Origin of the sequence: Streptomyces sp. NPDC101237, from assembly GCF_044767465.1 — a bacterium.
In the GTDB taxonomy this organism is placed as follows: Bacteria; Actinomycetota; Actinomycetes; order Streptomycetales; family Streptomycetaceae; genus Streptomyces; species Streptomyces gramineus.
Genome location: NZ_JBIWNY010000053.1, coordinates 1 through 21669 on the forward strand (window position 1 = coordinate 1; position 21669 = coordinate 21669).

Sequence of the window (21669 nt, forward strand, 5' to 3'; positions counted from 1 at the left end):
TTTTTTCCAAACACCATTTTGATTCTTAATAACCCTCGGGCCAACCCTCCGTTCCCGGGCCCCCCGCCGACCCTTCAAAAACAACCCCCCCGGGGGGGGGGGGGGGCCCCCCCCCCCCCCCACCCCCGCAAGGCGGCCCACTTCCCATGCCAACCAGTTCAGACCCGACCTGAAAGGGAGGGCAACGATGTTCCTCCGCACCCCGGTGGTCCCGGACCGCACCCAGCCCGGCGTCACAGCCGTGCTCGACAAGGCCTATCCCGATTTCGTGGCCTTTCTGGGCCAGCAGAACACCCCGCCGGGAGCCTTCCGAACGGTGGACGAGTGGGTCCGGATGGCGTCCATCACTGGCGACTCCCGGCTGCTCGACCTTGCCTGCTCCACCGGCTGGTCCGGGCGGACCGCCCACGAGCTCACAGGTGCCGACGTCCACGGCATCGACATCTCAGCAGACGCCGTTAAGCAGGCCCGCGCCTACGCCAAAGGATCGCCCGCCCTGACATACCAGGTCGCGGACGCAGCGGAGCTGCCGCTGCCCGACGACACGTTCACCCATGTCCTCGGCGGCTGCAACTTCGGCTTCATCGAGCGACGCGAGCGTGCGCTCGACGAGGTGCACCGGGTCCTGCGACCTGGTGGCATGCTGTGCGCCGCAGCCTTCTACTACCACACGCGTCCCCCGGAGTACCTACTCGACCAGGTGGCGGAGCTGATTGGGTTCCGCCCGGACGGATCCCGCGACCGCGAGTTCTGGACCAGTTTCTTCTCCCGGCGGTTCGATCCGGTGGCGGAGGCTCTACACGACACACCCGCGCTCGGCCCGCGACGGGTTGCGCGCGTCGTCCGGCGGTCCGTGTACGGCAGGGTTCCGGCGCTCGCGGGTGTCTCCCGGCCCGTACGCGACGCCTGCTTCCACCGCCTGCGGGAGACCCGCCTGGTTCTCGACGAGCACCGCCGCTACCAGGGGCTAATGACCGGCGTCTGGCGGGCGAAGCCGTGATCTCCGAGCGGTTGAGAGAGGGCGTCCGCGCCGCCGTCCACCTGCCGACTCCCTACTACCTGTTCGACCTTGACGCCGTCGGACAGACCGCCCAGTCCATGGTCAAAGCCTGGCAAGAATGCTTCCCCCGGTTCACCCTCGCATACTCGTACAAGACGAACGCTCTGCCGGGCGTGACCACTTTGCTCCAAAAGTGCGGCGCGGCGGCCGAGGTAGTCTCGGGCGCCGAACTCGCCGCGGCGCTGGCCGACGGCTTCACCGCGGACCGGATCTACTTCGACGGCCCAGTGAAGCAGGCCGGAGAGCTCGATATTGCCATCGCCGAAGGTTGCCTAATCCAGGCAGACAGCCTAACGGAGATCCAGGCTCTTACAGAGCGGGCGCGGCACGGCGTCGAACCGCGCGTATCACTGCGGCTGTCCGTGCCCCGCGGGCACCGACGCTGGTCCCGGTTTGGCCTCGTGCCGGAGGAAGTTGCCGAAGCAAGAGCCCTCCTTGCCGACGCTCGGGTGCCGATCCAGGGTATCCACTTCAATACAGGTCTGCACCCCCTGGACCCCGACCCATACCGCGCCGTGCTGCGGCACTGGCGCGAGACTCTGCGGGAGTTGTTGGACGGCAGCGACGGGCCGTTCAGCGTGGACATCGGAGGCGGATTTCCCGCAGCCAGCTGTGCGCCGGGCAGGGAACTGCCGCCGTGGTCGGTATACGCCGAAGGGGTCGCGGCCGAACTCGCCCAGCTGGGGCTGCCGCCCGAACGCCTGCACCTGATCATCGAGCCCGGCCGCAGCATAGTCGAGGACCACGCCGTGCTGGTGGCTTCCGTGGCTGTGCACAAGCGGCGCCGGCGCCGGGACACCATCGTGCTCGACGCGGGAACGAACCTGGTGCGCTCGATCAATGCCTGGCACCACCCTGTGGAATTCCTCAGCCCCGGAGGCGTCCGCTATGACGTCTACGGCGCCATGTGCTACGAGTCCGACCTGTTCGCCGAAGCGGTCGAAGGCCCTGCAGACCTCCAAGTCGGCGACAGGGTCGTCGTCGGTGCCGCAGGAGCATACGACATTCCCAGCGCCAACGTCTGGCTCCGGCCGCACCCGGCCGTCTACGCCCTCGCCGAAGCGGGTGCGACACCGGTACTGATGCGCGAGCCCGGATCGGAGATCCGCTGACCTCCGCAGTTCTGCCTCCTTAGGATAAGGACTTCCCGCCTTGACGCTCTCCACTTACCCGCAGGCCGCCCCCACCGCACGCGGGGATATTGACCAGACCGTCCCACAGGGCCGCTGGACCTTTGACGAGGGGGTAACCCGAGTCTTCGACGACATGCTCGCCCGCAGCATCCCGCAGTACGAGGTGATGCGCCACGCGGTGTTCTCCTGTGGGTCACAGTTCGTCCGGCCCGGTTCCACGATCGTCGACTGCGGCGCGTCCCGGGGGGAGGCGATCGCGCCGTTCGTCGACGCGCTCCAGAGCCAGGGGCGTTTCGTCTGTCTGGAGGCATCAGAGCCCATGGCGGATGCGCTGCGGCAGCGATTCGCCGCGAGCTGCGAGAGCGGGTCGGTCCAGGTTCACCAGCAAGACATGAAGTCCTTCTACCCGGACGTCAGCGCGGACCTCACCCTGGCCGTGCTCACCCTGCAGTTCATCCCCATCGAGCACCGGCAGCGGATCATCCAGCAGATCTACGAGCACACTGCTCCCGGCGGCGCCCTCATCCTGGTGGAGAAGGTGCTTGGTGCCGACTCCGAGCTGAACAACCTGATGGTGAAGCTCTACCACCAGCACAAGCTGCAGCACGGCTACAGCCGGGAGGACATCGACCGGAAGGCCCTGTCCCTGGAGGGTGTGCTCGTCCCCGTGACCGCCCGATGGAACGTGGAGCTGTTGCAGCAGGCAGGCTTCCAGCGCATCGACTGCTTCTGGCGGTGGATGAACTTCAGTGCCTGGATTGCAGTGAAGCCTGCCGCACAGGCCTAGTACTGCAACGGTGTCTACCGTGACTGCTGGCCAGGTTCGTCGTTGGTGTGGTTATGGGTGGGGACCTTGCTGATGTGCGTGGGTGGGCGAGTGAACTGGATGCTGTGCATGGGCGGTTCGTGCACAGGTTCAGCCGGTCTGAGCCTCGGGAGTCGGCACTGGCCTATATGCGGGGCCTGATCGCTCCACTGCAGCGTAAGAACGGCTGGACGCTGGCCGAGGAGGCCGGTCATGACGGTCCGGACCGGATCCAGCGGATGCTGAACCGGATCGAGTGGAATGCCGACGAGGTCCTCGACGATGTGCGCCGGTACGTGGTCGACAACCTCGGTGACCGCGAAGCGGTGCTGATCGTCGACGACACCGGCTTCCTGAAGAAGGGCACCCGTTCGGCAGGAGTTCAACGGCAGTATTCCGGCACTGCGGGCCGCACGGAGAACTCCCAGATCGGGGTCTTCCTCGCCTATGCGACCGGCCGCGGACGCACGCTGATCGACCGCCGGCTGTATCTGCCCACGTCCTGGACGGACGACCGGGAACGGTGCCGGCGGCCGGGTATCGGTGACGAGGTCGCGTTCGAGACGAAGGTGGCCATGGCCAAGGCGATGGTCCGCAAGGCCACCGCGGACCGGATCCCGTTTCGGTGGGTGACGGCAGATGCTGCCTACGGCTTCAGCAAGGGCTGGCGCTACGAACTCGATCAGGCCGACGTCTTCCACGTCGCGGCCACCACCCGGCATGACACGGTCGTCACCCGCTGGGCACTGGACCATCCCGTCCACGACCTCTTCCCCGCTCTCACCCGCCAGAAATGGAAGCGCCGTTCCTGCGGCGAGGGCGCTCACGGCCGACGGATCTACGACTGGGCCCGCGTCGAGGTAAGGCCCTGGCACCGCGAAGACCGCCGGCACTGGGTCATCGCCCGCCGCAGCATCAGCAGGCCCGAGGAGATCACCTACTACATCGCCTACTGCCCCGCCGACACCACCCTGGACGAGCTGATCCACATCGCCGGCAGCAGATGGGCGGTCGAGGAATGCTTCCAGACAGCGAAGCAGGAATGCGGCTTGGACGACTACCAGGTCCGCCGCTACCCCGGCTGGCACCGCCACATGACCCTGGCCATGGCCGCCCACGCCTGCCTCACCGTCCTGCGTGCCCGCGAACTGGATGCGGACAAAACAGAACGGATCCTCCCAGCTCATCCGCCTCAGCCTCGCCGAGATCAGACGCCTGATCACCCGCCTCACCCACCGCCGCCCCACCCCAATCGAGCACATCCTGCACTGGTCGGCATGGCGACGGCGACGCCAACACCAAGCCCGCATCAGCCACTACAAAGGACGCAGACACAGCCCCTGGCCTGGCCACCATTCAGAACAAACACCGTCGCAGTATTAGAGATCGCGTCGTTTGGTTCTCCGGACAAGTTGTCAGGCTCCTGCGACTGTCGCTGCGACAGGGTTACATGCCGCGATCCGGCCCGCTCCACGGCTCTGGCCGTTCGTCGGCGGTCATCGGAAGCCTGCACAACTGCACGGGGCCGGGGTAGAAGGCGGAAGTATTGGGGCCGGCCATGTCTTCGCCTATGAGGTAGCGGTACAGCCATTCAGCAAAGCTCATGTCGTACCGTGCCCAGCCGCCTTCGCCGTCTTCGATCAGGAGCCAAGGGGCAGTGCCGTGAGGGGCGACGAGGAACAGGGTTTCGCCTCGGTCGGTGCCAGCGATCGGCCACAGTCCGCTGCGGGTGCCGAACGTCAACTCCGCGAGCCCAAACAGCAGGCGAGGGTCCTCGTCCGGGTCGAGGTCATTCCAGCACACATCGGACCAGGAACGGACCTTGTCACGTATGCGCTGGCCCAGATTCCAGCGTTCAGTCGCGGGGTGGTGCAGGTACAGGTGACCGTTGAGCCGGATGGGGGCGTATGCGTCGACGAGAGTCTGGTAGTCGGCCGGTAGCCGGATGCCGAGTTCTGTGTGGAGCCGGTCCCAGGCGGCAGGGTCCGCGTAGCGGTTCTGGGCCGGGCCGAGCATCGCCATGGCGGCGGCCAGGTAGTCGGTCATGGCGTTCCTCGCTGGTGTGTGCCGTCTTTGCGGCGAGCAAGCCCTCCAACGGGGCATTCGGTTACGGCACGGATCATCCCAGCTCGAAGGTCTCGCGGTCAGGCTGCCAGCCTGCGGTAGCAGATCAGGGCGGCGGCGATGCCGACGAAGGCGAGGAAGTGCTCGTGGTTGCGCTCGTAGCGACGATGGAGACGGCGGCATCCTGACAGCCACGCCACTGCGCGCTCCACGGTGCAACGGCGGCGGCCGAGGCGCTGGGAGGATTCAATACCCCGGCGGGCGATGCGCGGTGTGATGTTGCGGGAACGGAGCCACATGCGTAGCTGGTCGAAGTCGTAGCCCTTGTCGCCGTGCAGCTTGGCCGGTCGACGACGGCGCGGCCCGCGGCGGGACCGGATGGGCGGGATGCCGCGCACCAAGGGCTCCAGACTTTGGCTGTCGTGGGTGTTCGCAGCCGAGATCCCGATGGAGAGGGGCAGACCCGTCCGCTCCGTGATCAAGTGAATCTTCGCTCCCTTCTTGCCGCGATCTACGGGATTCGGACCTGTCAGGTCCCCCCTAATCCAGTGCGTAAGCAGACGGCCCGGGCCCGTGCAACCACCCGGGCAGATGCTCGCGCAGGACAGCGAATGCCTGGATCCCCCCTGGCTGTCAAGGCCTCCTCAAAGAGCGGCATCGCTGTCCGTTATGGGGTTCGCGGTGATGGCGCGGGCGCCGGGCTGATGCCTCCGTTTCCCCGGGCCCTTGAGGCCTCTGTGAAGAGCGGCGCAGCCCGGCGCCTCCGTGATCAACGCGAAACTCCCGGCGGCTTGCCAGACGTTGGTCGTCACGGCGCGAGCCCACTCCAGGGTCGACCTCTTGTTCATCCGTGAGCCCGTGAGCCCTGTAGAAGATCGAGCCCATGGAGAGCGCTGGTGTTGCGAACGGCTACTGAGATGGCGGACCAACGAGTCCTTGGATTAGGGCGCCGCGTGACCCGCATGTGCCGTGACCTGCACAAACGGACGAACCTGGGAGGACAGATTGACCGTGTTCTGCGGCATCGACTGGGCAGAGCGGCACCACGATGCCGCCGTCGTCGACGAAGCCGGCACTCTGCTCGCCAAAGTCCGTATCGCCGACGACGTGGCCGGCTACCACAAGCTCCTGGACCTCTTGGCCGAAGACGGCGGCAGCCCAGACGATCCGATACCGGTGGCCATCGAGACCAGCCTCGGCCTCCTGGTCGCGAGCCTGCGCACCGGCAGCCGCCGGATCTTCGCGATCAACCCGCTCGCCGCCGCCCGCTACCGCGACCGTCACGGCGTCACGGCGTCACGGAAGAATTCCGAACTCGCCCAGGCCATCACGGTCCTGGCCCGAGCACAGCAGGATGCCGTCTGGACTCGGCAGCAGGTCGCCAACCAGGTCCGCTCGCCCCCGCGCGAGTACTACCCTGCCGCTCTGCTGGCCTTCCAGAGCAAACAAGGCGGCCTGACCAGGGCTGACGCCCGCGTCAGCCTCACCCTGGCCCCGACCCCGGCCAAGGCCGGGAAGCTCACCCTCGCCCAGTTGGGGGCCGCACTCAAACGCAGTGACAGGCGATTCGTCGGCCGACGCTTCGTCAAGAACAATCGCCTCATCAACGCCGGCTTCCTCTGGGCCTTCGCCGCCCTCACCGCGTCACCGGGAGCGAACGCGCACTACCGGCGCCGACGCGAGCACGGCGACTGGTATGCCGCCGCACAACGGCACTTGCTGAACCGCTTCCTCGGCCAGCTCCACCACTGCTTGAAGACCCGCCAACACTTCGACGAGCAACAAGCGTTCGCATCATTTCTCCCAGCGCCAGCCTGACCCGGCAGCGGAAGCCAAAGACTGGGTTGCCATGATGTCGATCATGCCTTCTCTGGTCACCGCCGTCATGCCTCCTGGCACCCTCAACACCTCTGACCAGCCGTCGCTGCAAATCGACAGCGACTTGCTGCTGCGGCCCTGGCTGCCTTCTGACGCAGCCGCCGTCGCACGAGTGTTCCAGGACCCGACAATCCAGCAGTGGCACCTGCGCAGAGCTGACTCCGAAGACGAGGCCCGTGAGTGGATCAAACAGTGGCGCCACGGCTGGGGGAGCGAGACCGCCTGCCACTGGGCCGTGGTCGATGATGGCGACGAGACGCCCCTCGGACGGGTCTCACTCCAGTCCGTCATCATGACCGGCGGCCAAGCAGAGATCTCCTACTGGACCGCCCCAGAGGCTCGCGGCAAGGGCGTCTGTTCCCGGGCGGTGGCCCGGGTCTCTAGCTGGGCACTGGAAGAGATCGGCTTCAACCGACTCGAACTCGGCCACTCCACGGCGAACGCCGCATCCTGCCGGATCGCCGAGAAGACGGGATACACCCTCGAAGGAGTACGACGTCGTGCACTGCTTCACGCTGACGGCTGGCATGACATGCATCTGCACGCCCGTGTTCGGGAAGACTGACCAAGAACACACAACGATGACATCGTTCGCGCTCATGAAACACGAGACAGCTTGACTTCTTCGCTCCCTGCGATGTCTTTGAGAGCAAGCATGTTCACCGAGTCGATCGCGCATCGTGACCAGTCCAGTCCGCCACGCGCGCCGAGCTCGTCCAGGACCAGGCGGTGCAGCCTGCCCCACACGCGGGCCCGACTCCACTCGGTGAAGCGGCGGTGTGTGGTCGGCCCGGACGGGCCGAAGTCCGGCGGCAGTTGCCGCCACGTGCAACCGGCCGTGGCAACGAACACGAGGACCGCCATCGGCAGCGCGCGGGAAGTACAGGCGCGGGACGGGAGGACAGATGCGGGCGGATCAGGACCGGCCGCCGCCCGCATCACCCTGGCAGGACCCAGCTCGCCGCGGGCAGCGTCTACGCCTACGACCGGCCCTGCACCCGCGACCAACCCGTCGGCCGCCGTTGGCCGTCCGCGACCAAGACTTCGGATCACTGCGGGAGGCCCTTCAGGCCGTGCTCCTGGCCGCCGTCACGGTGGGGCGGACCGGAAACAGCGCCCATACCTGCCGGCCCTCGGCGGTCATCTCGGTGCCGCAACTGTCCGCGCCCAGGGCACGGAGTTCGGTCAGCAGATCCGTTGCCGCGCCGGCCTGGGTCTGCTGGTGTCCCAGGCAGAGCACGAGCGCAGTGTGGTCCTGCTCGCAGAGGTGGACGCTGATGCGGCGGCCGCCGTCCTCGACGACGGTGGCGGCCAGCAGCCGCACCGCCTCATCCACCGTTGTGACAGGCGCGAGATGCCAGCGGGACAGCTGGGCGCTCACGCGTCTGGAGGCCTGGCCTGGCGCCCACGGGGCCGCTTCCAGCGGCCACGACGCACCGCGCCGGTTCCTCATGACCGGGAACCCGGTCCGTGAGAGGTTCTGCGGAACAGGCAGGCCCGCGAGAAGGTCGCTGCGGGACGGGTCGGGCGTGGGCTGGCTGGGCGGCTTCTTCGGAGGCGGCGGCGTCTTCGGCTGATAGTCGGGCCGTGGCTTGACCGGGTCGGGCCCGGACTGTGGCGTCTCCTCCATGGTGACCTCCCGTTCAGGGCGACCAGGGTAGGACCCGGACCGCGTCCGGTTCAGGGCTTTCGCGTACATGCTCCGGGCGGTGACAGGACTGGCTGCACACCGGCCCGGGCGGGTCCTGACGGTGTACGGGGCGCGTGAGGTCAGGACGTGTGCGTGTCGGGGGTGGCGAGCGAGCCGGCCCGGCATGCGCGGACCGCTTCGGCCAGCGCCCACACCGCGTCCCTTGTCCCCTCCCGGTCCTGGCCCTCATCGATGCTTTCGAGCGTCTCAGCCGCCGCCACGCGCACGGAGATAGGCAGATCGTCGAAGGCGGCTACCTTGTAGGCGACCATCCGCCGGGACTCCCGCTCCGCCACCTTCACCCCATCGGCGACCAGGGGGAAGGCCGCAGCCTCGTACAGCATGATCCCGCGCAGGACCGCATCCGCTGATGCCTCCACCCTGCCGTCGCCCACCATCTCCTGCAAGAACTCCGTGGTCTGCAGACGGCACAGAGCGATCGTGATCCTCGCACCCAGAACCAGCACGCCCATGCTCACGAGCATCCCGGCGCCCGCGCCCAGCCAGCCGCCCAGCAGGAACCCCGCACAACCCCCGCACAACCCCGCGCACATGATCAACAGCGTCAACGCCGCGAACAGACGGATACGGACCGGGATTCTCATGCCGATGAGTATGCCCACCGGTTCAAGCCGCGACGACGGTTTCTGGCACTGAACGGGCCCCTCCCCCACCGCATGCCGTTCCGTGGGATCCGGTGGTGTCCCCCGTCTACGGTTCAGCCGCTTCTTGAGGCTCCGGCCGGTCGGAATCCGCGGGCGCCGCCGGTCAGGCACAGTCCGCAACGGAGCCCGTCCGCGCACCCTTCGCACGTGGCACGGACGGGCCGCCTCCCGCCCCCACACGGACTACGGTCAAATCATCGGGAGTTCGCCGAGGCGTCGGCCTGCATCGGCCCGCATCGGCCTGCGTAGCCGACCGCGCCACGATCCCGGTATCGGCCGTGAAGGACGGTCCCGTCCACCCGGCCGTTACCGGCGCGGGCTCGATGGGGGACCTCGGTCCCGAATGTGCGGGCCGCATCGAAACGGGTCCGCGGCTTCGCGATGTTCGCCAGGTCGAGCACACCAATCCAGGTGCACCACGTCTGGGTCACACCGTCGTACGAGGAGATGGAGCGTAGGGCGGCGCGCTGCCGGTCCCATCGGAGGTCGTCGGCGCGCCCCGACTGGATCGTGACCTTCGGCAGCCAACGCTCGTACGGCGCTGGTGTCGGTAACACCGTCACAGTGCGACGGTACGGCGCACGTCTGACATTGTCCTCCGCGGAAATTCGGGCTGCCTTCGGCAGCGGGGGCGGTCCGGAGAGGCGCGTGGGTGCTGGCGTGAAGTCGCAGGCACCGTGGCGAACGGCGTCGCACGGCAGGCCACCCGACGGTGTCCGGCTTTGGGCCTGGCTCTGGTGGCCGCGGAGCCGGTGGGACGCGCCGTCGGCCGGCGACCGCGGCCCGGCGCGGGAGCTCCGGTCGAGCTTCGCGGCCGCGACCGTGGCATCGCCGCCCCGGTCCAGTCGGATCCCGACGTTTTTCGTCAAGATCATTGCGGGTTTCATATACCGCTGGTCCTTGCTCATCGGGTTGGAGACGGTCTGATCCGGCCGGGTCTCCCCGCTCGTGGGGAGACCCGGCCGGCGCGCGTGTGATCGGTCAGAGGGCCACGGGGCCCTTCTCGTCGCGCTGTTCGGGAGCGCCGCGCCGATAGAGGAGGGCGGTGAGGACGAGTCCCACGGCGAAGAACAGCGCCGACCACCGGTAGGCGGTCGAGAAGCTGTGGATCTGCGCCTCGGCCAGCACCCGCGGAGTGGGCCGGCGGCCTGTGAGGTAGTGGGCGGCCGCGGTGGTGGCCAGCGTGTTCAGCAGGGACGTGCCGACCGAACCGCCTATCTGCTGGCTGGTGTTGACCATGGCCGAGGCGACACCTGCGTCGTCGGCGCCGACTCCGTACGCCGCGAAGTTCATCGAGGGCGAGATCACCATGCCGAGGCCCAGGCCGCTGACCAGCAGCATGGGCAGCACCTGGGCGGCGTAGCCGCTGCCGGTGTCCAGGGTGGTCATCCACAGCATCCCCGCACCGGCCAGCGCCATGCCGACGGGCACGACGGGCTTGCCGCCGAGCCGCGGTATGAGCCGGTTGCTGGTGACCACGGACGTCACCACCATGACGGCGACCATGGGAAGGAACGCGCATCCGGTGGTGACGGGGCTGTAGCCGAGGATCCCTTGGAGGTAGTAGGTCAGGAACAGGAACACTCCGAACATGCCGGCTCCGGCCACGAGCATGCCGGTGTACGCGCCCGCACGGTTCCCGTCCAGGACGATCCGCAACGGCAGCAACGGGTGGGCCGACCTGGACTGCCACAGCCCGAACACGGCCAGCACGATGCCGCCGGCGACCAGGAAGCCCCAGGTCATCGGTGAACCCCAGTCGTGGGACTCGGCGTTGGAGAAGCCGTAGACGATGCAGAAGAGCCCCGAGGAGGCCAGCAGGGTGCCGGGCAGGTCGAGTTGCGGGCGCCGGGCGGGGCGTCCGCCGCCGAGGAACCTGGCTCCCCCGAGCAGGGCCAGGGCCGCGAAGGCCACGTTGACGTAGAGGCACCAGCGCCAGTCCAGATATTCAGTGAGGATGCCGCCGAGCAGCAGGCCCACCGCCCCGCCGGTCCCGGCGATGGCGCCGAAGATGCCGAACGCCTTGGCGCGTTCCTTGGGTTCGGTGAAGGCCGTGGTCAGCAGGGAGAGCGCGGCGGGGGCGAGCAGCGCGCCGAACAGGCCCTGGGCGGCGCGGGCGGTCACCAGCAGGGAGAAGCTGCCCGCGGCGCCGCCGACCGCGGAGGCCGCCGCGAACCCGGCGAGGCCCACCAGGAACACGCTCTTGCGTCCGGCCAGGTCGGCGATGCGGCCGCCGAGCAGCAGCAGGCTGCCGAAGGCGAGGGAGTAGGCGGTGACGATCCACTGCCGGTTGCCGTTGGAGAAGCCGAGGTCGTGCTGTGCGGACGGCAGCGCGATGTTGACGATGGTGGCGTCGAGAACGACCATCAGCTGCGCGGTGCCGACGACGGCGAGGGTCCACCAGCGGTTGCGGGGACCGGAGGAGGCGGGCCGGGTCTCGACGCCGCTCTCCTCGGTGGTGCGGGACATGGGTGACTCCATGGGGGTCGTCTGGTCGGACGGTCGGACGGTTCAGCCGCGCAGCAGCGCCGGCATGACGAGGTCGTCGATCAGCCTGGTCAGGTAGGCGGCGTCGACCGCCGTGGCATCGAAGAGCCCGCCGGCGGTGGTGACGCTGAAGGCCAGCCGGACGAGATGGTCCGCGGCGGCAGGCCTGCGGGGCAGTTCTCCGCGTTTGACGGCCCTGGCCAGGAAATCCTCGACCTGCGCGGCGTCCGGTGCGATCACCGACTCCCGTACGGCGGCGGCGAGTTCCACATCGCGCAGTGCCGCGTGCGAGACCGCCGTCACCAACGGGGTGACCTCGGCGACGTCGTCGGCGATCCGGTGCACGAGGGTCACCAGGTCGTCGCGGAGCGACCCGGTGTCGATCGGGTCGGGGTGGGTCGGCCGCGCGCCGCGCATGGCCTTCGCGATCATCTTCGGCTTGGTGCCGAACTGCCGGTAGAGGGTCGCCTTGCTGCAATGGCCGCGGGCGGCGACGGCGTCCATCGTGAGCGCCTCGTAGCCGGTGAGTCTCAGGACGTCGCGCGCCGCTTCGAGGAGGTCGGCCTCCCGGCCGGCCGTCATGCGCGGGCGACGGACGACGTCCGGACGTTCGCTGGAAGTCATGCGACACCTCTTTAGTACGGAACCGTTCCGTACTAAAGTTAGCGACCAGCCTGGGAGAAACGCAAGCGCTCTATATCGGCGCCACACTGGCACTGAGCTGCTCTTTTGCAGCGGCGACCAGACCGACACTGGTGGCATTTGACCGCTTTGTCCGCAATGCCCACCTCGCTCGCCCATTGCCGCCTCCCGCCTGAGGCTGTACAAATAAAAATGAAACTTCGTTATAGAGAGGCCGTCCGATGAGCGTCACCCGTGTCCACCACCTGAACTGTGCGTCCATCCAGGGGCTGTCGATCCTGGGTCAGCACCTGATCTGCCACGTACTCCTGCTGGAGACCGCGGACTCGGGCCTGGTCCTGGTCGACACCGGTCTGGGAACCGCGGACTACGCCGACCCGACCTCGCGGCTGGGCGCGGAGTTCGTCCGCGGCTACGCCCGGCCCAGGATCGACGGCTCGCTCGCCGCCGTGTACCAGATCCGTGCCCTCGGCTTCGACCCGAAGGACGTCCGGCACATCGTGCAGACCCACCTCGACCTCGACCACGTCGGCGGACTCTCCGACTTCCCGCACGCCGCCGTCCACGTGCACGCGACCGAGCTGGAGATGGCCATGCGCCGCCCGTCCTTCAAGGCGCGCCGCCGGTACCGGCCGCGCATGTGGGAGCACAACCCGGACTGGCGGACGTACCGGCACGGCGGGCAGCAGTGGTTCGGCTTCGAGGCGGTGCGCGGGCTGGAGGGCCTGCCCGAGGACATCCTCCTGGTTCCCCTGTTCGGACACACGCACGGACACTGCGGGGTGGCGGTGAACAGCGGCGGCCAATGGCTGCTCGCGGCCGGAGACGCCTACTTCGACGCCCGCGAGATCAAGCTGCCGCGGCGGGCGTGCGCGCCGGGTCCCGCTCTGTTCCAGATGGTGGTCACGACGGAGTTCAAGGGCCGGCGGCTCAACCAGGACCGGCTGCGCGCGCTGCACGCGGAACACCCGGAGATCGAGATCTTCGCGGCCCACAACCCCTTCGAGTATCTGGACCTCCTCGACGGCGACGGCGGCTCGGCCCACGGTGTCCACCCGGCGAAGCGCTTCAAGCCGCGGAACCGTGCCGTCGGCGCCGCCCGTGCACCGCGTCCGCACGCCGTCTCGGGACGGTGAGCGGCGATGGATCACGGCGGGACCACCGCGGTCGTCACCGGCGCCAGCTCCGGCCTCGGCGCCGAATTCGCCCGGCAGCTCGCCCGGCGGGGCGCCGGCGTCGTGCTGGTGGCACGGCGCGCCGAGCGGCTCGCGGCCCTGGCGGACCGGCTGCGCGAACGGTACGGCGTGACCGCGCACGTGCTGGGCTTCGACCTGGCCGGCCACGACGCCGGACGGCAGCTGGCGGCCGAGCTGAGGGCCCGGGGCATTTCCGTGGACACCCTCGTCAACTGCGCCGGAGTGGCCACGCACGGCGGGTTCGCCACCGAGGACGCGGCTGCCATCGGCAGGGAACTCCAGCTGAACGTGACCGCGCTGGTCGAACTCACCCGCGCGCTGCTCCCCCAGATGCTCGCGTCCGGTCGGGGCGCACTGGTCAACGTGGCGAGCACAGCGGCGTACCAGCCCACGCCTTCCATGGCGGTCTACGGGGCCAGCAAGGCCTTCGTCCTCAGCTTCACGGAGGCACTGGCCTACGAGACCCGGGCGAACGGGCTGCGTGTGCTGGCCCTCTCGCCCGGTCCGACGAGGACGGAGTTCTTCGACGTCCTGGGCACCGACCGACCCGCTGTCGGCCTGATGAGCCGGCCCGAGCAGGTGGTGCAGACCGCTCTCGCCGCCCTGGACCGGCGGACCACCCCTCCCAGTGTGATCACCGGCCTGGCCAACGCCCTTCCGGTGGCCGCGGCCCGCCTGGCATCCCGACGGATCGCCCTGCGGGTCTCCGGGCGGCTGCTGGGCGCCTGACCCGAAGGCGCCGGCCGGCCGCGGCCGGACTTCGCGCCTCTCGTCCCTCGACGGCGTCCCGGCCGACCGCCGCGCCGGCCGCCGCGTCCGCCGGGACGCGGCGGTCGGCGCGTGATCAAAGGCCCGCACGGACACGGCGGATCCGGGCGGCGACCGCGGGGCCGGTCAATTGTCGGCGCCCGCGCCGTCGGCGCCCGGTGGCACGCGGGCTTCGCGCTGTTTCCGCAGCGCCGCATCGAGCACCACTTGCGTGGCCTGCCGTGCCCCGGGGCGAGATACCGCATGCGGCACGTCTGCGAGGAACAGGCCCGGAGGCGCGCGTTGAGGGTCTGGTCGGACAGCACCCCGATCACGTCCCGGGCGATGAGCCGCAGCAGCAACCGCCCGGTCACCGCCCGGTCCTCGGCGAGCAACCGCACACCGTCGGGCGTCCACTCCCGATGCGGACACGGCGGCTCGTGACGGGCCGCCGCGTTGATGAGCTCGACGGAGCGCTCCGCAGGCAGGTGGCCGTGCAGCTCTGCCCAGAGGATGTCGTTGGACGCCTCCCTGCGTGCGCGGAGTGAGCCCAGGACCTCTTCGGGGTCCTCGTCCTGTGCCGGCGCCATTCCGACGCCGTCGCACCATGCACGCGGGCGCTCCGCGGTTCCCAGTCGTTCGACGGGCACGCCCGGTTCTCCGTCCGCGACTCGTCGGCACCCGCCTCACCGGGCCGGCGGCCGCAACAGCGGGCTTTGCGGCGGGGGCCGTCGCCGTGGCACGGCACGACCACGGGCCGGTCCCGCTCGCGGGCCTCCTGTTCGGCGCCGCCTAAGGGCTCCTGCTGGTGGCGGGACTCACGGACATCGAAGCGCACGCCGAGCGCCCCGCTCTCGCTCGGCGGCCGTCTCCCACTGCCTGGCGTACCTGGGATTCGTCACCCCCTACGCCGTCGCCCTCCTCGTCCAGGTGACGGCTCCGACCGTCCGCCTCCTCCGCGCCGCGAGGACTCACCGTGCTGCTCACGCTCGTCACCGTGTTCGCGCACCGTGGTGCCCCGACGGCAACCCGGCGGGACACCGGAGAGCCGATCGCGCGGGGATCGGAGCGAAAGTCCCGGATGTCTGGCGGCGGCTGCGTCGCGCGCGAGGAGATCGCCGCCCGCATCATCGGTCCGGTCCTCGGCGGCCGGACGCGCGGCCCCTGCCGTCGGACCCCGGCACCGCCGTTCAGTGCTCCGTGGGCCCGGTGGTGTGCACGGCCACGCTCGGGGCGCGGCGCTCGACGGGGTTTCCGAAACGGAGGACGCCGTCCTCGATCCGGCCGTGCCGGAGTTCGCGGACATCCTCCCGGTAGCTCATGTTCATCCGCCACGGGCGGGACTCACCCTGGCGCGGGAAGGCCTCGATGGACCGCTTGACGTAGCCGGCGGCGAAGTCCATCAGCGGGCGCGTCCCGGTATGTGTTCCGTCGTGATGCGGGACGCACATCCAATCGCCGGTCGAGTCCATGTGGTTCAGGAGCCGGCAGAGGTACTCGCAGACCAGGTCGACCTTGAGAGTCCAGGAGGCGTTGATGTAGCCGACGGTGAACGCGAGGTTCGGCACGCCACTGAGCATGCAGCCCTTGTAGACCTGCGTGTCCGGAAGCGATACCGGGGTCCCGTCCACCTCCAGGCGCATCCCGCCGAAGGCGAGCAGGTTCAGACCCGTGGCGGTGACCACCGTATCGGCCTCCAGCAGGGTGCCGGAGGCCAGTTCGATGCCGTCCTCGGCGAAGGCTGCGATCCGGTCCGTGACGACCGAGGCACGGCCGGAGGAGATCGCCTTGAACAGGTCACCGTCCGGCACCATGCACAGCCGCTGGTCCCAGGGTTCGTACCGCGGGCCGAAGTGGGTGCCGATGTCGTACCCCTGAGGCAGCAGCCTGCGCTGGAGGGCACGCAGCAGCGTCTTGACGAGATGGGGGTGCCTGCGGCTGACCTGGTAGACGAATGTCTGGGTGGTGATGTTTTTCCTCCTGGTGAGCCGGTAGGCAAGGCGGTCGCCGAGGATCCGCCGCATGCCGTTGGCGAGGACGTCCTTCGAGGCGATCGGCAGCACGTACGACGGTGAGCGCTGCAGGAGGGTCACGTGCCGGGCGCGGTCCGCCATGGCGGGGACGAGCGTGACGCCCGTGGCTCCGCTGCCGATCACGACGACGCGTCTGCCGGTGTGGTCGAAGTCCTGCGGCCAGTGCTGGGGATGCAGGACGGTGCCTTTGAAGCGGTCACGGCCGGGAAAGTCGGGCAGGTATCCGGCGTCGTAGTCGTAGTAGCCGGTGGAGATGACGAGGAATCGGCAGGTGTGCACGACGCGTACGCCGTCGGCTCGCCGGGCCTCGACCGTCCACAGCCCTTCGGTGCCGGACCAGGCGGCGCGGATCACCTTGTGCCCGAACCGGATGTGCGGCAGGACACCGTACTGCCGGGCGGCTTCGCGGATGTAGTCCTGGATGGCCTGGCCGCTCGCGATGGCCTTCTCGCCGGTCCACGGCTTGAAGGCGTAGCCGAGCGTGTGCAGGTCGGAGTCGGAGCGGACACCTGGATAGCGGAACAGGTCCCAGGTGCCTCCCAGGTCACGGCGCCCTTCGAGGATCGCGTAGGTGTGCCGGGGGCGGTCGCGCCGCAGATGGCAGGCGACGCCGATGCCCGACAGGCCGGCTCCGACGATCAGGGTGTCGACATAGCCGGATGGGCCGGCGTGCAGGGAGTTCTCGACTTCGGTCATGCGGGGGGTTCCTTTCGAAGGCGGAGCGCGCGGGAATCCACAGAGTCGGGCCGATGCGGCCTCCAGGGGTGGCGCCCCGGTGGCAGCGTCGGTGCGGTGCAGTGCCCTCCAGCCGGGCTTGGGTAAGCGGTGCGGCTCCAGGCCCGGGGGATGGGTCCGGGCGGCTAACGACGAGGCAGGGCGGCCGCGGGCGACGAGGCGGCCGCCGTCTGCCGCCGGGACACCAGCCCGAAGTTATCGAGGGTGGCGGCGACTCCCTCGGTCAGGTCCGTGGCGGCCCAGCCCAGTTCCTCTCGGACGCGGCTGGAGTCCGGCAGGAGGTGGGACTTCAGGACATGGAGCTGCCCAGTCGGCAGGATCGGCGCGCTCCGTGTCACCTTGGACCACGTCTCCGAGCAGTGCGCGAGCCACCCGGCGGCACGGGCGGGCAGCGCCGGGGGCAGGCGGGTGCCGGGGGCAAGGCTCTGGATGATCTTCGTCAGTTCGATGAGGGTGACGAAGCGGTCGCTCAGGATGTACCGCGCTCCCACGGGGGCCAGGGAAGCGCCCAGGTGCCCCCGGGCGCAGTCGAGGCTGTAGACCAGGGGCAGCCCGCCCGGCGGCAGCGCGGGTACGCGATTCGTGGCGATACGCATGATGACTTCGTTCATGCCGGGGGTGACGGCCGGGGCGGGCCCGTAGACCGCCGCTGGGTGGACGAACCGGGCCGGGAGCCCATCGTCCAGTGCCCTGCGCACGGCGAGGTCCGCCGCCTGCTTGGACCGCTCGTACGGCGTGGCCTGCGGCTTGTCGTCCAGGACGGATTCCCCGAAGGGGACGCCGGGGGTACGGCGGAAGACGTCGATGGTGCTGGTGTGGACGAACGTGTCCACCTGGGCGTCCAGCGCGGCCCGTGCGACGTTCTCGGTGCCCTGGGCGTTCACGCGATAGAAGTCGCGCGCGTCGCGCCGCCACTGTTCGGGCAGGCCCGCGGCGTGGAACACGGCGGAGCAGCCCGATGTGGCCCGGCGGACGGATCCCGGGTCCGTCACGTCCCCGAGGACCGGTTCGACCCCCTCCGGCAGCAGCGCCCGTGCACGCGCCGGGTTCCGCACCAGCGCCCGGACGGGGGTTCCCTCCCTGGCCAGCAGGGCAGCGATGCCGCCGCCCACCACTCCGGTGGCTCCGGTGATCAGAACGGGATGCATGGCGCGTCTCCTTCGTGTCGGGTAGGGCGCTGCGGACGGCACGCGTACCGCGGGGACATACCGGTTCGCCCACCGGGAAGGAGAGCGGCCGAAATCCAGCAGGCCGCCCTCACCCGCGCGGACGGCGGGCCGCCGGCGCGGATGATCCAGCCGTCGGCGCACGGCCGACGGCCACCGGTGTGCGAGCTCGTCCTCGGTGCGCGAACCCTTGACACCCGCCGGCCCAGAGGGTTTCGTTCTCCAAGACTTACACCATAAGTTTCACAGACGGGCGGGGGGACCGCAAGGGACCACAAGGGACCGCACCGAAACCACGGGGGAACGACCCACAACGCGAAAGGCGCTCGGTCCCGCCGCCGCAAGAGCATCCAGTCGACGACACCCGAGGAGAGACACATGACCCAGACGGTCCATGCGCAGCCGGCATCACCGGGCGGCCGGCCCGACGGCACACCCAGGGGCCTGCCGGCCGGCAACTGGCACCTGAACGGCGCGACCCGTATCGCTCCGCTCCCCCACGAGGAGCGGAGCGCTTCCGTGCGCTTCTTCCTCAAGGTGATCCGGAAGGTCACCCGGGAGGACTTCGACTACACGGTCTTCACCACGCTGGCGCGGCTCGGGCGCATCTTCCCCGTGCACGCGTACTTCGTGTCCCAGCTGCTCTACAAGGGCCGTATCCCGGTCGCCGACAAGGAGCGGGTCATCCTGCGCGTGGCGCACCGCATGGGCTGCGCCTACGAGTGGGCGCACCACAGCGTCATGGCACAGGACCAGGGCGTCACCCGACTGGAGATCGACAGCATCGCCCGCACGGCGGACGACGGCTGGACGCCCCGCACGCGCGCTCTGTTCGGCGCCACGGACGACCTGCTGGCCGGCGGGAAGCTCGAGGCCAGTACCTGGCACACGCTGCGAGAGCACCTGGACGACGACCAGACCGTGGAACTGTGCATGCTGGTCGGGCACTACGTCATGGGCGCCATGATCATCAACACGTCCGGCTGCGAGATTGAGCCGCGCTATCTCGCCCCCCTCAGCGAGTCCCGGACGGCCGCCCGCTCGCGGGACTGACCACCCCAGGGCGCGGCCCCCGGACCGGCACGCACCGCGTCGGAGGCCACACCCGTCGCGACCAGGGAGGAGCGGGGATCACCGAGAACACCGACACCCGGCGTCGCGGACTGGTTGCCAGGCTCCGGCGCCGCCCCCAAACTATAAAGTATGTTCACTTTTGACGTCGGCACCGACGCGATCTTCGAGGAGCGCAGCCGTCAGTTCACGGCCTGGGGCATCCCTCCCGCCCTCGTGGACCGGGCCAGGGGAAGGATCCGGGTGATGTGGGGTACCGGCCCCGGCACCTGGGTCGCGGAGTGGGGCCTCCTCGCCCGGGAGGCCGAGGCGGACGGCGACCTCCTGCGAGCGGCGCAGCTCTGGGGCGCGACCCGCTTCCCTGCGCTCGCCGCCCCGGAACGCGTGGCGGCCCACCACGAGCAACTGCGCTGCTACCTGGACGCGGCACCACGGTTCCCCGTCGGATTCCGGCGCCGGGCCGTCCCCTTGCGCACCCCGGAAGGAGAACACGAACTGCCGGTCCACGAGTTCACCCGGCGCGGGCGAAGGCGCCCGGGTGTGCTCGTGATGTCGGGCGGGGTCGACACCTGGAAGATCGAGATTCACCGCATGGCGGTGGCCACGGCCAGAACGACGGGCCTGAAGGTGGTCACCATCGACATGGCGGGAACGGGTGAGAACCCGCTGCCGCTCACTCCGCACAGTGATCTCCAACTCCACGCGCTCATAGCGCTTTTGAGAGAGGAGAACCCCGGAGAGCCGGCGCTCTGGTTCGGTCTCAGTTTCGGCGGCCACTGGGCGGTCAAACTGGCGCTGCAGGGCGCGGTGGACGCGGCCGTCGACATCGGGGGCCCCACGGGCGCCGCAGACGTTCGCACGGACCCGCTCAGCCTGCCGTACGGCATGGCGGGCATCGTGGGAAACGCCATGGGGCTGGACGGTCTGCCCAGCGCCCAGGAAGCCTCGGACCTGCTGGACGGCTACTCGCTGCGCCGCCAGGGGCTGCTGGCGGCCGAAGGGGGTGCGCCCCTGCTCGCCGCCAACGGCGACCGTGACCAGTACGTGCCGCTGGGCGACACTACCGAACTCGCGGCCCGTGAGGGATCGACGGTATGGATCGTGCGCGACGCGACGCACTGCGCCACGGAGCGCTTCCGTCCCCTCCTGGTGGGCAGCTGGGGCTGGCTGCGGGCACGGACGGGAGGCTCGCGGCTGACCGGCTCCGCGCTCCGGCTGCCGTCCCGGCGCTTCGTGACCGTGCACGACTGACCACGCCACCGTTCCCCCGCCCCGCCCCGCCACCGCTCAGCCTCCACCCGGACCGCACGCGCCAGACGCCCCACCGACGATGTACGTTCGCGGGAGGCGTCCGACGAGAGGGCTGAGGACATCCATGGCGCAAAGACTGACCCGGCGCGGTCCGCTGAGCAGACAGGAGATCGTCCTGCGCGCTCTGGAGGTGGCGGAGGCGGAGGGCGTGGAGAAACTCTCCCTGCACAAGGTCGCCTCCGCCGCGGGAGTCCGCACCATGTCCCTGTACAACCACATCCGGGACAAGGACGACGTCCTCGACGCGATGGCGGACACCATCCTGCGGCGCGTCGGCATCGGCGAGACCGACGCGCTGGAGTGGAGCGACGCCCTGCGCGAACTCGCCTTCGCCTTCCGCGAGGCGGCCCTGGAGTTCCCGAAGTCCGCCCCGCTCGTCCTCACCCGGCGGATGAACGCTCCCGCCGGACTCCCGCTGGTCGAGGCGGCGTTGAGGGTGCTCCGGCGGGCCGGACTGGAGCCGCCGGCCGCGGTGCACGTCCTGCGGAGCTTCATCGCCTTCCTGATCGGCACCCTCTCGCGGGAGGTGGGCACGGCGCCGTCGTACGCCGCGGTGATCCCGGAAGTAACCACCTCCCGCGCGGCCGATCTCGCCAGCAGCGGATTCCCGGCAGTCGCGGCCGCCGCCGCGGAACTGTCAGTCTGCGACCATGAGGCCGAGATGCGCTTCGGCCTGGATCTGCTCATCGAGGGCGTCCGCCGCCGGACCGAGCCGGCGGCCTGACGGACGCCAGGGCAGGTCTACGGGGCTCCCCTCCGGCTCGAACGGCGCGGTCGCCCCCGCCGCGATCACGTCAGGGCTTCCGCCTCCTCCTGAGCGGTGCCCGCCGGGTCGGCCGGGGTCTTCACGGAGTCGAGGAGCAGCTGGGCCACGTCGACCACCGTGATGGACTCCTTGGCCTTGCCGTCGTTCTTCTTGCCGTTGACGGAGTCGGTCAGCATCACCAGGCAGAACGGGCAGGCCGTGGAGACGATGTCCGGGTTGA

Annotated in this window: 19 protein-coding genes and 4 pseudogenes; 11 read left to right on the plus strand and 12 right to left on the minus strand. The window is 69.6% G+C overall.

Going from position 1 to position 21669, the window contains the following annotated elements; genetic code table 11:
* Positions 1 to 187 precede the first annotated feature (187 nt).
* The 4 genes and pseudogenes from ACIRQ9_RS39500 to ACIRQ9_RS39515 all read left to right on the plus strand — a co-directional run bounded on the left by ACIRQ9_RS39500 (position 188) and on the right by ACIRQ9_RS39515 (position 4217).
* Positions 188 to 1000, plus strand: coding sequence for a class I SAM-dependent methyltransferase (locus ACIRQ9_RS39500; RefSeq protein ID WP_404185372.1), 813 nt, complete (start codon positions 188 to 190; stop codon positions 998 to 1000).
* A complete protein-coding gene (locus tag ACIRQ9_RS39505; RefSeq protein WP_404185375.1) occupies positions 997 to 2172 on the plus strand; it encodes a hypothetical protein in 1176 nt (391 codons plus the stop codon). The genes ACIRQ9_RS39500 and ACIRQ9_RS39505 overlap by 4 nt, the downstream gene beginning before the upstream one ends.
* Before the next feature lie 40 nt (positions 2173 to 2212).
* Positions 2213 to 2980 (plus strand): methyltransferase domain-containing protein, encoded by a 768-nt coding sequence (locus tag ACIRQ9_RS39510; RefSeq protein ID WP_404185378.1) that lies wholly within the window; start codon positions 2213 to 2215, stop codon positions 2978 to 2980.
* Positions 2981 to 3033: 53 nt separating this feature from the next.
* Positions 3034 to 4217: pseudogene (locus ACIRQ9_RS39515) on the plus strand (IS701 family transposase).
* A 227-nt stretch (positions 4218 to 4444) separates the two neighbouring features.
* Here the strand turns inward: ACIRQ9_RS39515 and ACIRQ9_RS39520 are convergent.
* Both ACIRQ9_RS39520 and ACIRQ9_RS39525 read right to left on the minus strand, forming a co-directional pair.
* Positions 4445 to 5044: an SMI1/KNR4 family protein gene (locus tag ACIRQ9_RS39520; RefSeq protein WP_404185381.1), complete on the minus strand. Its 600-nt coding sequence runs from the start codon at positions 5042 to 5044 to the stop codon at positions 4445 to 4447.
* Positions 5045 to 5142: 98 nt separating this feature from the next.
* A pseudogene (locus tag ACIRQ9_RS39525) lies at positions 5143 to 5607 on the minus strand (IS5 family transposase); the annotation flags it as partial.
* 424 nt (positions 5608 to 6031) lie between these two features.
* Here ACIRQ9_RS39525 and ACIRQ9_RS39530 point away from each other — a divergent pair.
* Together ACIRQ9_RS39530 and ACIRQ9_RS39535 are read left to right on the plus strand one after the other, a co-directional pair.
* The gene (locus tag ACIRQ9_RS39530; RefSeq protein ID WP_404185384.1) at positions 6032 to 6880 is read left to right on the plus strand and encodes a transposase; all 849 of its coding nucleotides are present in this window, start codon (positions 6032 to 6034) and stop codon (positions 6878 to 6880) included.
* A gap of 31 nt (positions 6881 to 6911) precedes the next feature.
* Positions 6912 to 7505 (plus strand): GNAT family N-acetyltransferase, encoded by a 594-nt coding sequence (locus tag ACIRQ9_RS39535; RefSeq protein ID WP_404185387.1) that lies wholly within the window; start codon positions 6912 to 6914, stop codon positions 7503 to 7505.
* 77 nt (positions 7506 to 7582) lie between these two features.
* Here the strand turns inward: ACIRQ9_RS39535 and ACIRQ9_RS39540 are convergent.
* The 6 genes and pseudogenes from ACIRQ9_RS39540 to ACIRQ9_RS39565 all read right to left on the minus strand — a co-directional run.
* Positions 7583 to 7855: pseudogene (locus tag ACIRQ9_RS39540) on the minus strand (transposase); the annotation flags it as partial.
* Positions 7856 to 8006: 151 nt separating this feature from the next.
* Complete coding sequence (locus tag ACIRQ9_RS39545; RefSeq protein WP_404185390.1) at positions 8007 to 8570, minus strand: hypothetical protein; 564 nt, start codon at positions 8568 to 8570, stop codon at positions 8007 to 8009.
* A gap of 140 nt (positions 8571 to 8710) precedes the next feature.
* Positions 8711 to 9235 (minus strand): hypothetical protein, encoded by a 525-nt coding sequence (locus ACIRQ9_RS39550; protein ID WP_404185393.1) that lies wholly within the window; start codon positions 9233 to 9235, stop codon positions 8711 to 8713.
* Positions 9236 to 9489: 254 nt separating this feature from the next.
* A complete protein-coding gene (locus ACIRQ9_RS39555) occupies positions 9490 to 10203 on the minus strand; it encodes a hypothetical protein (RefSeq protein WP_404185396.1) in 714 nt (237 codons plus the stop codon).
* A 73-nt stretch (positions 10204 to 10276) separates the two neighbouring features.
* On the minus strand, positions 10277 to 11764 hold the full coding sequence (locus tag ACIRQ9_RS39560) for an MFS transporter (protein WP_404185399.1): 1488 nt from the start codon (positions 11762 to 11764) through the stop codon (positions 10277 to 10279).
* Between the two features lie 42 nt (positions 11765 to 11806).
* The gene (locus ACIRQ9_RS39565) at positions 11807 to 12406 is read right to left on the minus strand and encodes a TetR/AcrR family transcriptional regulator (RefSeq protein WP_404185402.1); all 600 of its coding nucleotides are present in this window, start codon (positions 12404 to 12406) and stop codon (positions 11807 to 11809) included.
* 239 nt (positions 12407 to 12645) lie between these two features.
* On the opposite strand from ACIRQ9_RS39565, the gene ACIRQ9_RS39570 reads away from it, so the two are divergent.
* Positions 12646 to 13560 (plus strand): MBL fold metallo-hydrolase, encoded by a 915-nt coding sequence (locus tag ACIRQ9_RS39570; RefSeq protein WP_404185405.1) that lies wholly within the window; start codon positions 12646 to 12648, stop codon positions 13558 to 13560.
* A 6-nt stretch (positions 13561 to 13566) separates the two neighbouring features.
* The gene (locus tag ACIRQ9_RS39575) at positions 13567 to 14349 is read left to right on the plus strand and encodes an SDR family NAD(P)-dependent oxidoreductase (protein WP_404185408.1); all 783 of its coding nucleotides are present in this window, start codon (positions 13567 to 13569) and stop codon (positions 14347 to 14349) included.
* A 203-nt stretch (positions 14350 to 14552) separates the two neighbouring features.
* Here ACIRQ9_RS39575 and ACIRQ9_RS39580 read toward each other — a convergent pair.
* The 3 genes and pseudogenes from ACIRQ9_RS39580 to ACIRQ9_RS39590 form a co-directional block, all read right to left on the minus strand.
* A pseudogene (locus tag ACIRQ9_RS39580) lies at positions 14553 to 15017 on the minus strand (CGNR zinc finger domain-containing protein); the annotation flags it as partial.
* Between the two features lie 540 nt (positions 15018 to 15557).
* Positions 15558 to 17096, minus strand: coding sequence for a flavin-containing monooxygenase (locus ACIRQ9_RS39585; RefSeq protein WP_404185411.1), 1539 nt, complete (start codon positions 17094 to 17096; stop codon positions 15558 to 15560).
* A gap of 164 nt (positions 17097 to 17260) precedes the next feature.
* Positions 17261 to 18283, minus strand: a complete 1023-nt coding sequence (locus ACIRQ9_RS39590; RefSeq protein ID WP_404185414.1) for an NAD-dependent epimerase/dehydratase family protein — start codon at positions 18281 to 18283, stop codon at positions 17261 to 17263.
* A 396-nt stretch (positions 18284 to 18679) separates the two neighbouring features.
* Here ACIRQ9_RS39590 and ACIRQ9_RS39595 point away from each other — a divergent pair, with 396 nt between their 5' ends.
* The 3 genes from ACIRQ9_RS39595 to ACIRQ9_RS39605 all read left to right on the plus strand — a co-directional run bounded on the left by ACIRQ9_RS39595 (position 18680) and on the right by ACIRQ9_RS39605 (position 21407).
* A complete protein-coding gene (locus tag ACIRQ9_RS39595) occupies positions 18680 to 19354 on the plus strand; it encodes a carboxymuconolactone decarboxylase family protein (RefSeq protein WP_404185416.1) in 675 nt (224 codons plus the stop codon).
* A 150-nt stretch (positions 19355 to 19504) separates the two neighbouring features.
* Positions 19505 to 20623: an alpha/beta hydrolase gene (locus ACIRQ9_RS39600; RefSeq protein ID WP_404185419.1), complete on the plus strand. Its 1119-nt coding sequence runs from the start codon at positions 19505 to 19507 to the stop codon at positions 20621 to 20623.
* Between the two features lie 124 nt (positions 20624 to 20747).
* Positions 20748 to 21407 (plus strand): TetR/AcrR family transcriptional regulator C-terminal domain-containing protein, encoded by a 660-nt coding sequence (locus ACIRQ9_RS39605; RefSeq protein ID WP_404185422.1) that lies wholly within the window; start codon positions 20748 to 20750, stop codon positions 21405 to 21407.
* Positions 21408 to 21472: 65 nt separating this feature from the next.
* On the opposite strand, the gene ACIRQ9_RS39610 is transcribed toward ACIRQ9_RS39605, so the two are convergent.
* Positions 21473 to 21669: hypothetical protein (locus tag ACIRQ9_RS39610; protein WP_404185425.1), on the minus strand; the 197-nt coding region annotated here is incomplete at its 5' end.

Bases quoted from the DNA above. Each gene is read 5' to 3' on its own strand.
- ACIRQ9_RS39585 (WP_404185411.1), bottom strand. From the start codon at position 17,096: ATGACCGAAGTCGAGAACTCCCTGCACGCCGGCCCATCCGGCTATGTC.
- ACIRQ9_RS39565 (WP_404185402.1), bottom strand. From the start codon at position 12,406: ATGACTTCCAGCGAACGTCCGGACGTCGTCCGTCGCCCGCGCATGACG.
- ACIRQ9_RS39520 (WP_404185381.1), bottom strand. From the start codon at position 5,044: ATGACCGACTACCTGGCCGCCGCCATGGCGATGCTCGGCCCGGCCCAG.
- ACIRQ9_RS39605 (WP_404185422.1), top strand. From the start codon at position 20,748: ATGGCGCAAAGACTGACCCGGCGCGGTCCGCTGAGCAGACAGGAGATC.
- ACIRQ9_RS39595 (WP_404185416.1), top strand. From the start codon at position 18,680: ATGACCCAGACGGTCCATGCGCAGCCGGCATCACCGGGCGGCCGGCCC.
- ACIRQ9_RS39570 (WP_404185405.1), top strand. From the start codon at position 12,646: ATGAGCGTCACCCGTGTCCACCACCTGAACTGTGCGTCCATCCAGGGG.
- ACIRQ9_RS39555 (WP_404185396.1), bottom strand. From the start codon at position 10,203: ATGAGCAAGGACCAGCGGTATATGAAACCCGCAATGATCTTGACGAAA.
- ACIRQ9_RS39575 (WP_404185408.1), top strand. From the start codon at position 13,567: ATGGATCACGGCGGGACCACCGCGGTCGTCACCGGCGCCAGCTCCGGC.
- ACIRQ9_RS39545 (WP_404185390.1), bottom strand. From the start codon at position 8,570: ATGGAGGAGACGCCACAGTCCGGGCCCGACCCGGTCAAGCCACGGCCC.
- ACIRQ9_RS39500 (WP_404185372.1), top strand. From the start codon at position 188: ATGTTCCTCCGCACCCCGGTGGTCCCGGACCGCACCCAGCCCGGCGTC.
- ACIRQ9_RS39560 (WP_404185399.1), bottom strand. From the start codon at position 11,764: ATGTCCCGCACCACCGAGGAGAGCGGCGTCGAGACCCGGCCCGCCTCC.
- ACIRQ9_RS39600 (WP_404185419.1), top strand. From the start codon at position 19,505: ATGTTCACTTTTGACGTCGGCACCGACGCGATCTTCGAGGAGCGCAGC.
- ACIRQ9_RS39590 (WP_404185414.1), bottom strand. From the start codon at position 18,283: ATGCATCCCGTTCTGATCACCGGAGCCACCGGAGTGGTGGGCGGCGGC.
- ACIRQ9_RS39550 (WP_404185393.1), bottom strand. From the start codon at position 9,235: ATGAGAATCCCGGTCCGTATCCGTCTGTTCGCGGCGTTGACGCTGTTG.
- ACIRQ9_RS39535 (WP_404185387.1), top strand. From the start codon at position 6,912: ATGATGTCGATCATGCCTTCTCTGGTCACCGCCGTCATGCCTCCTGGC.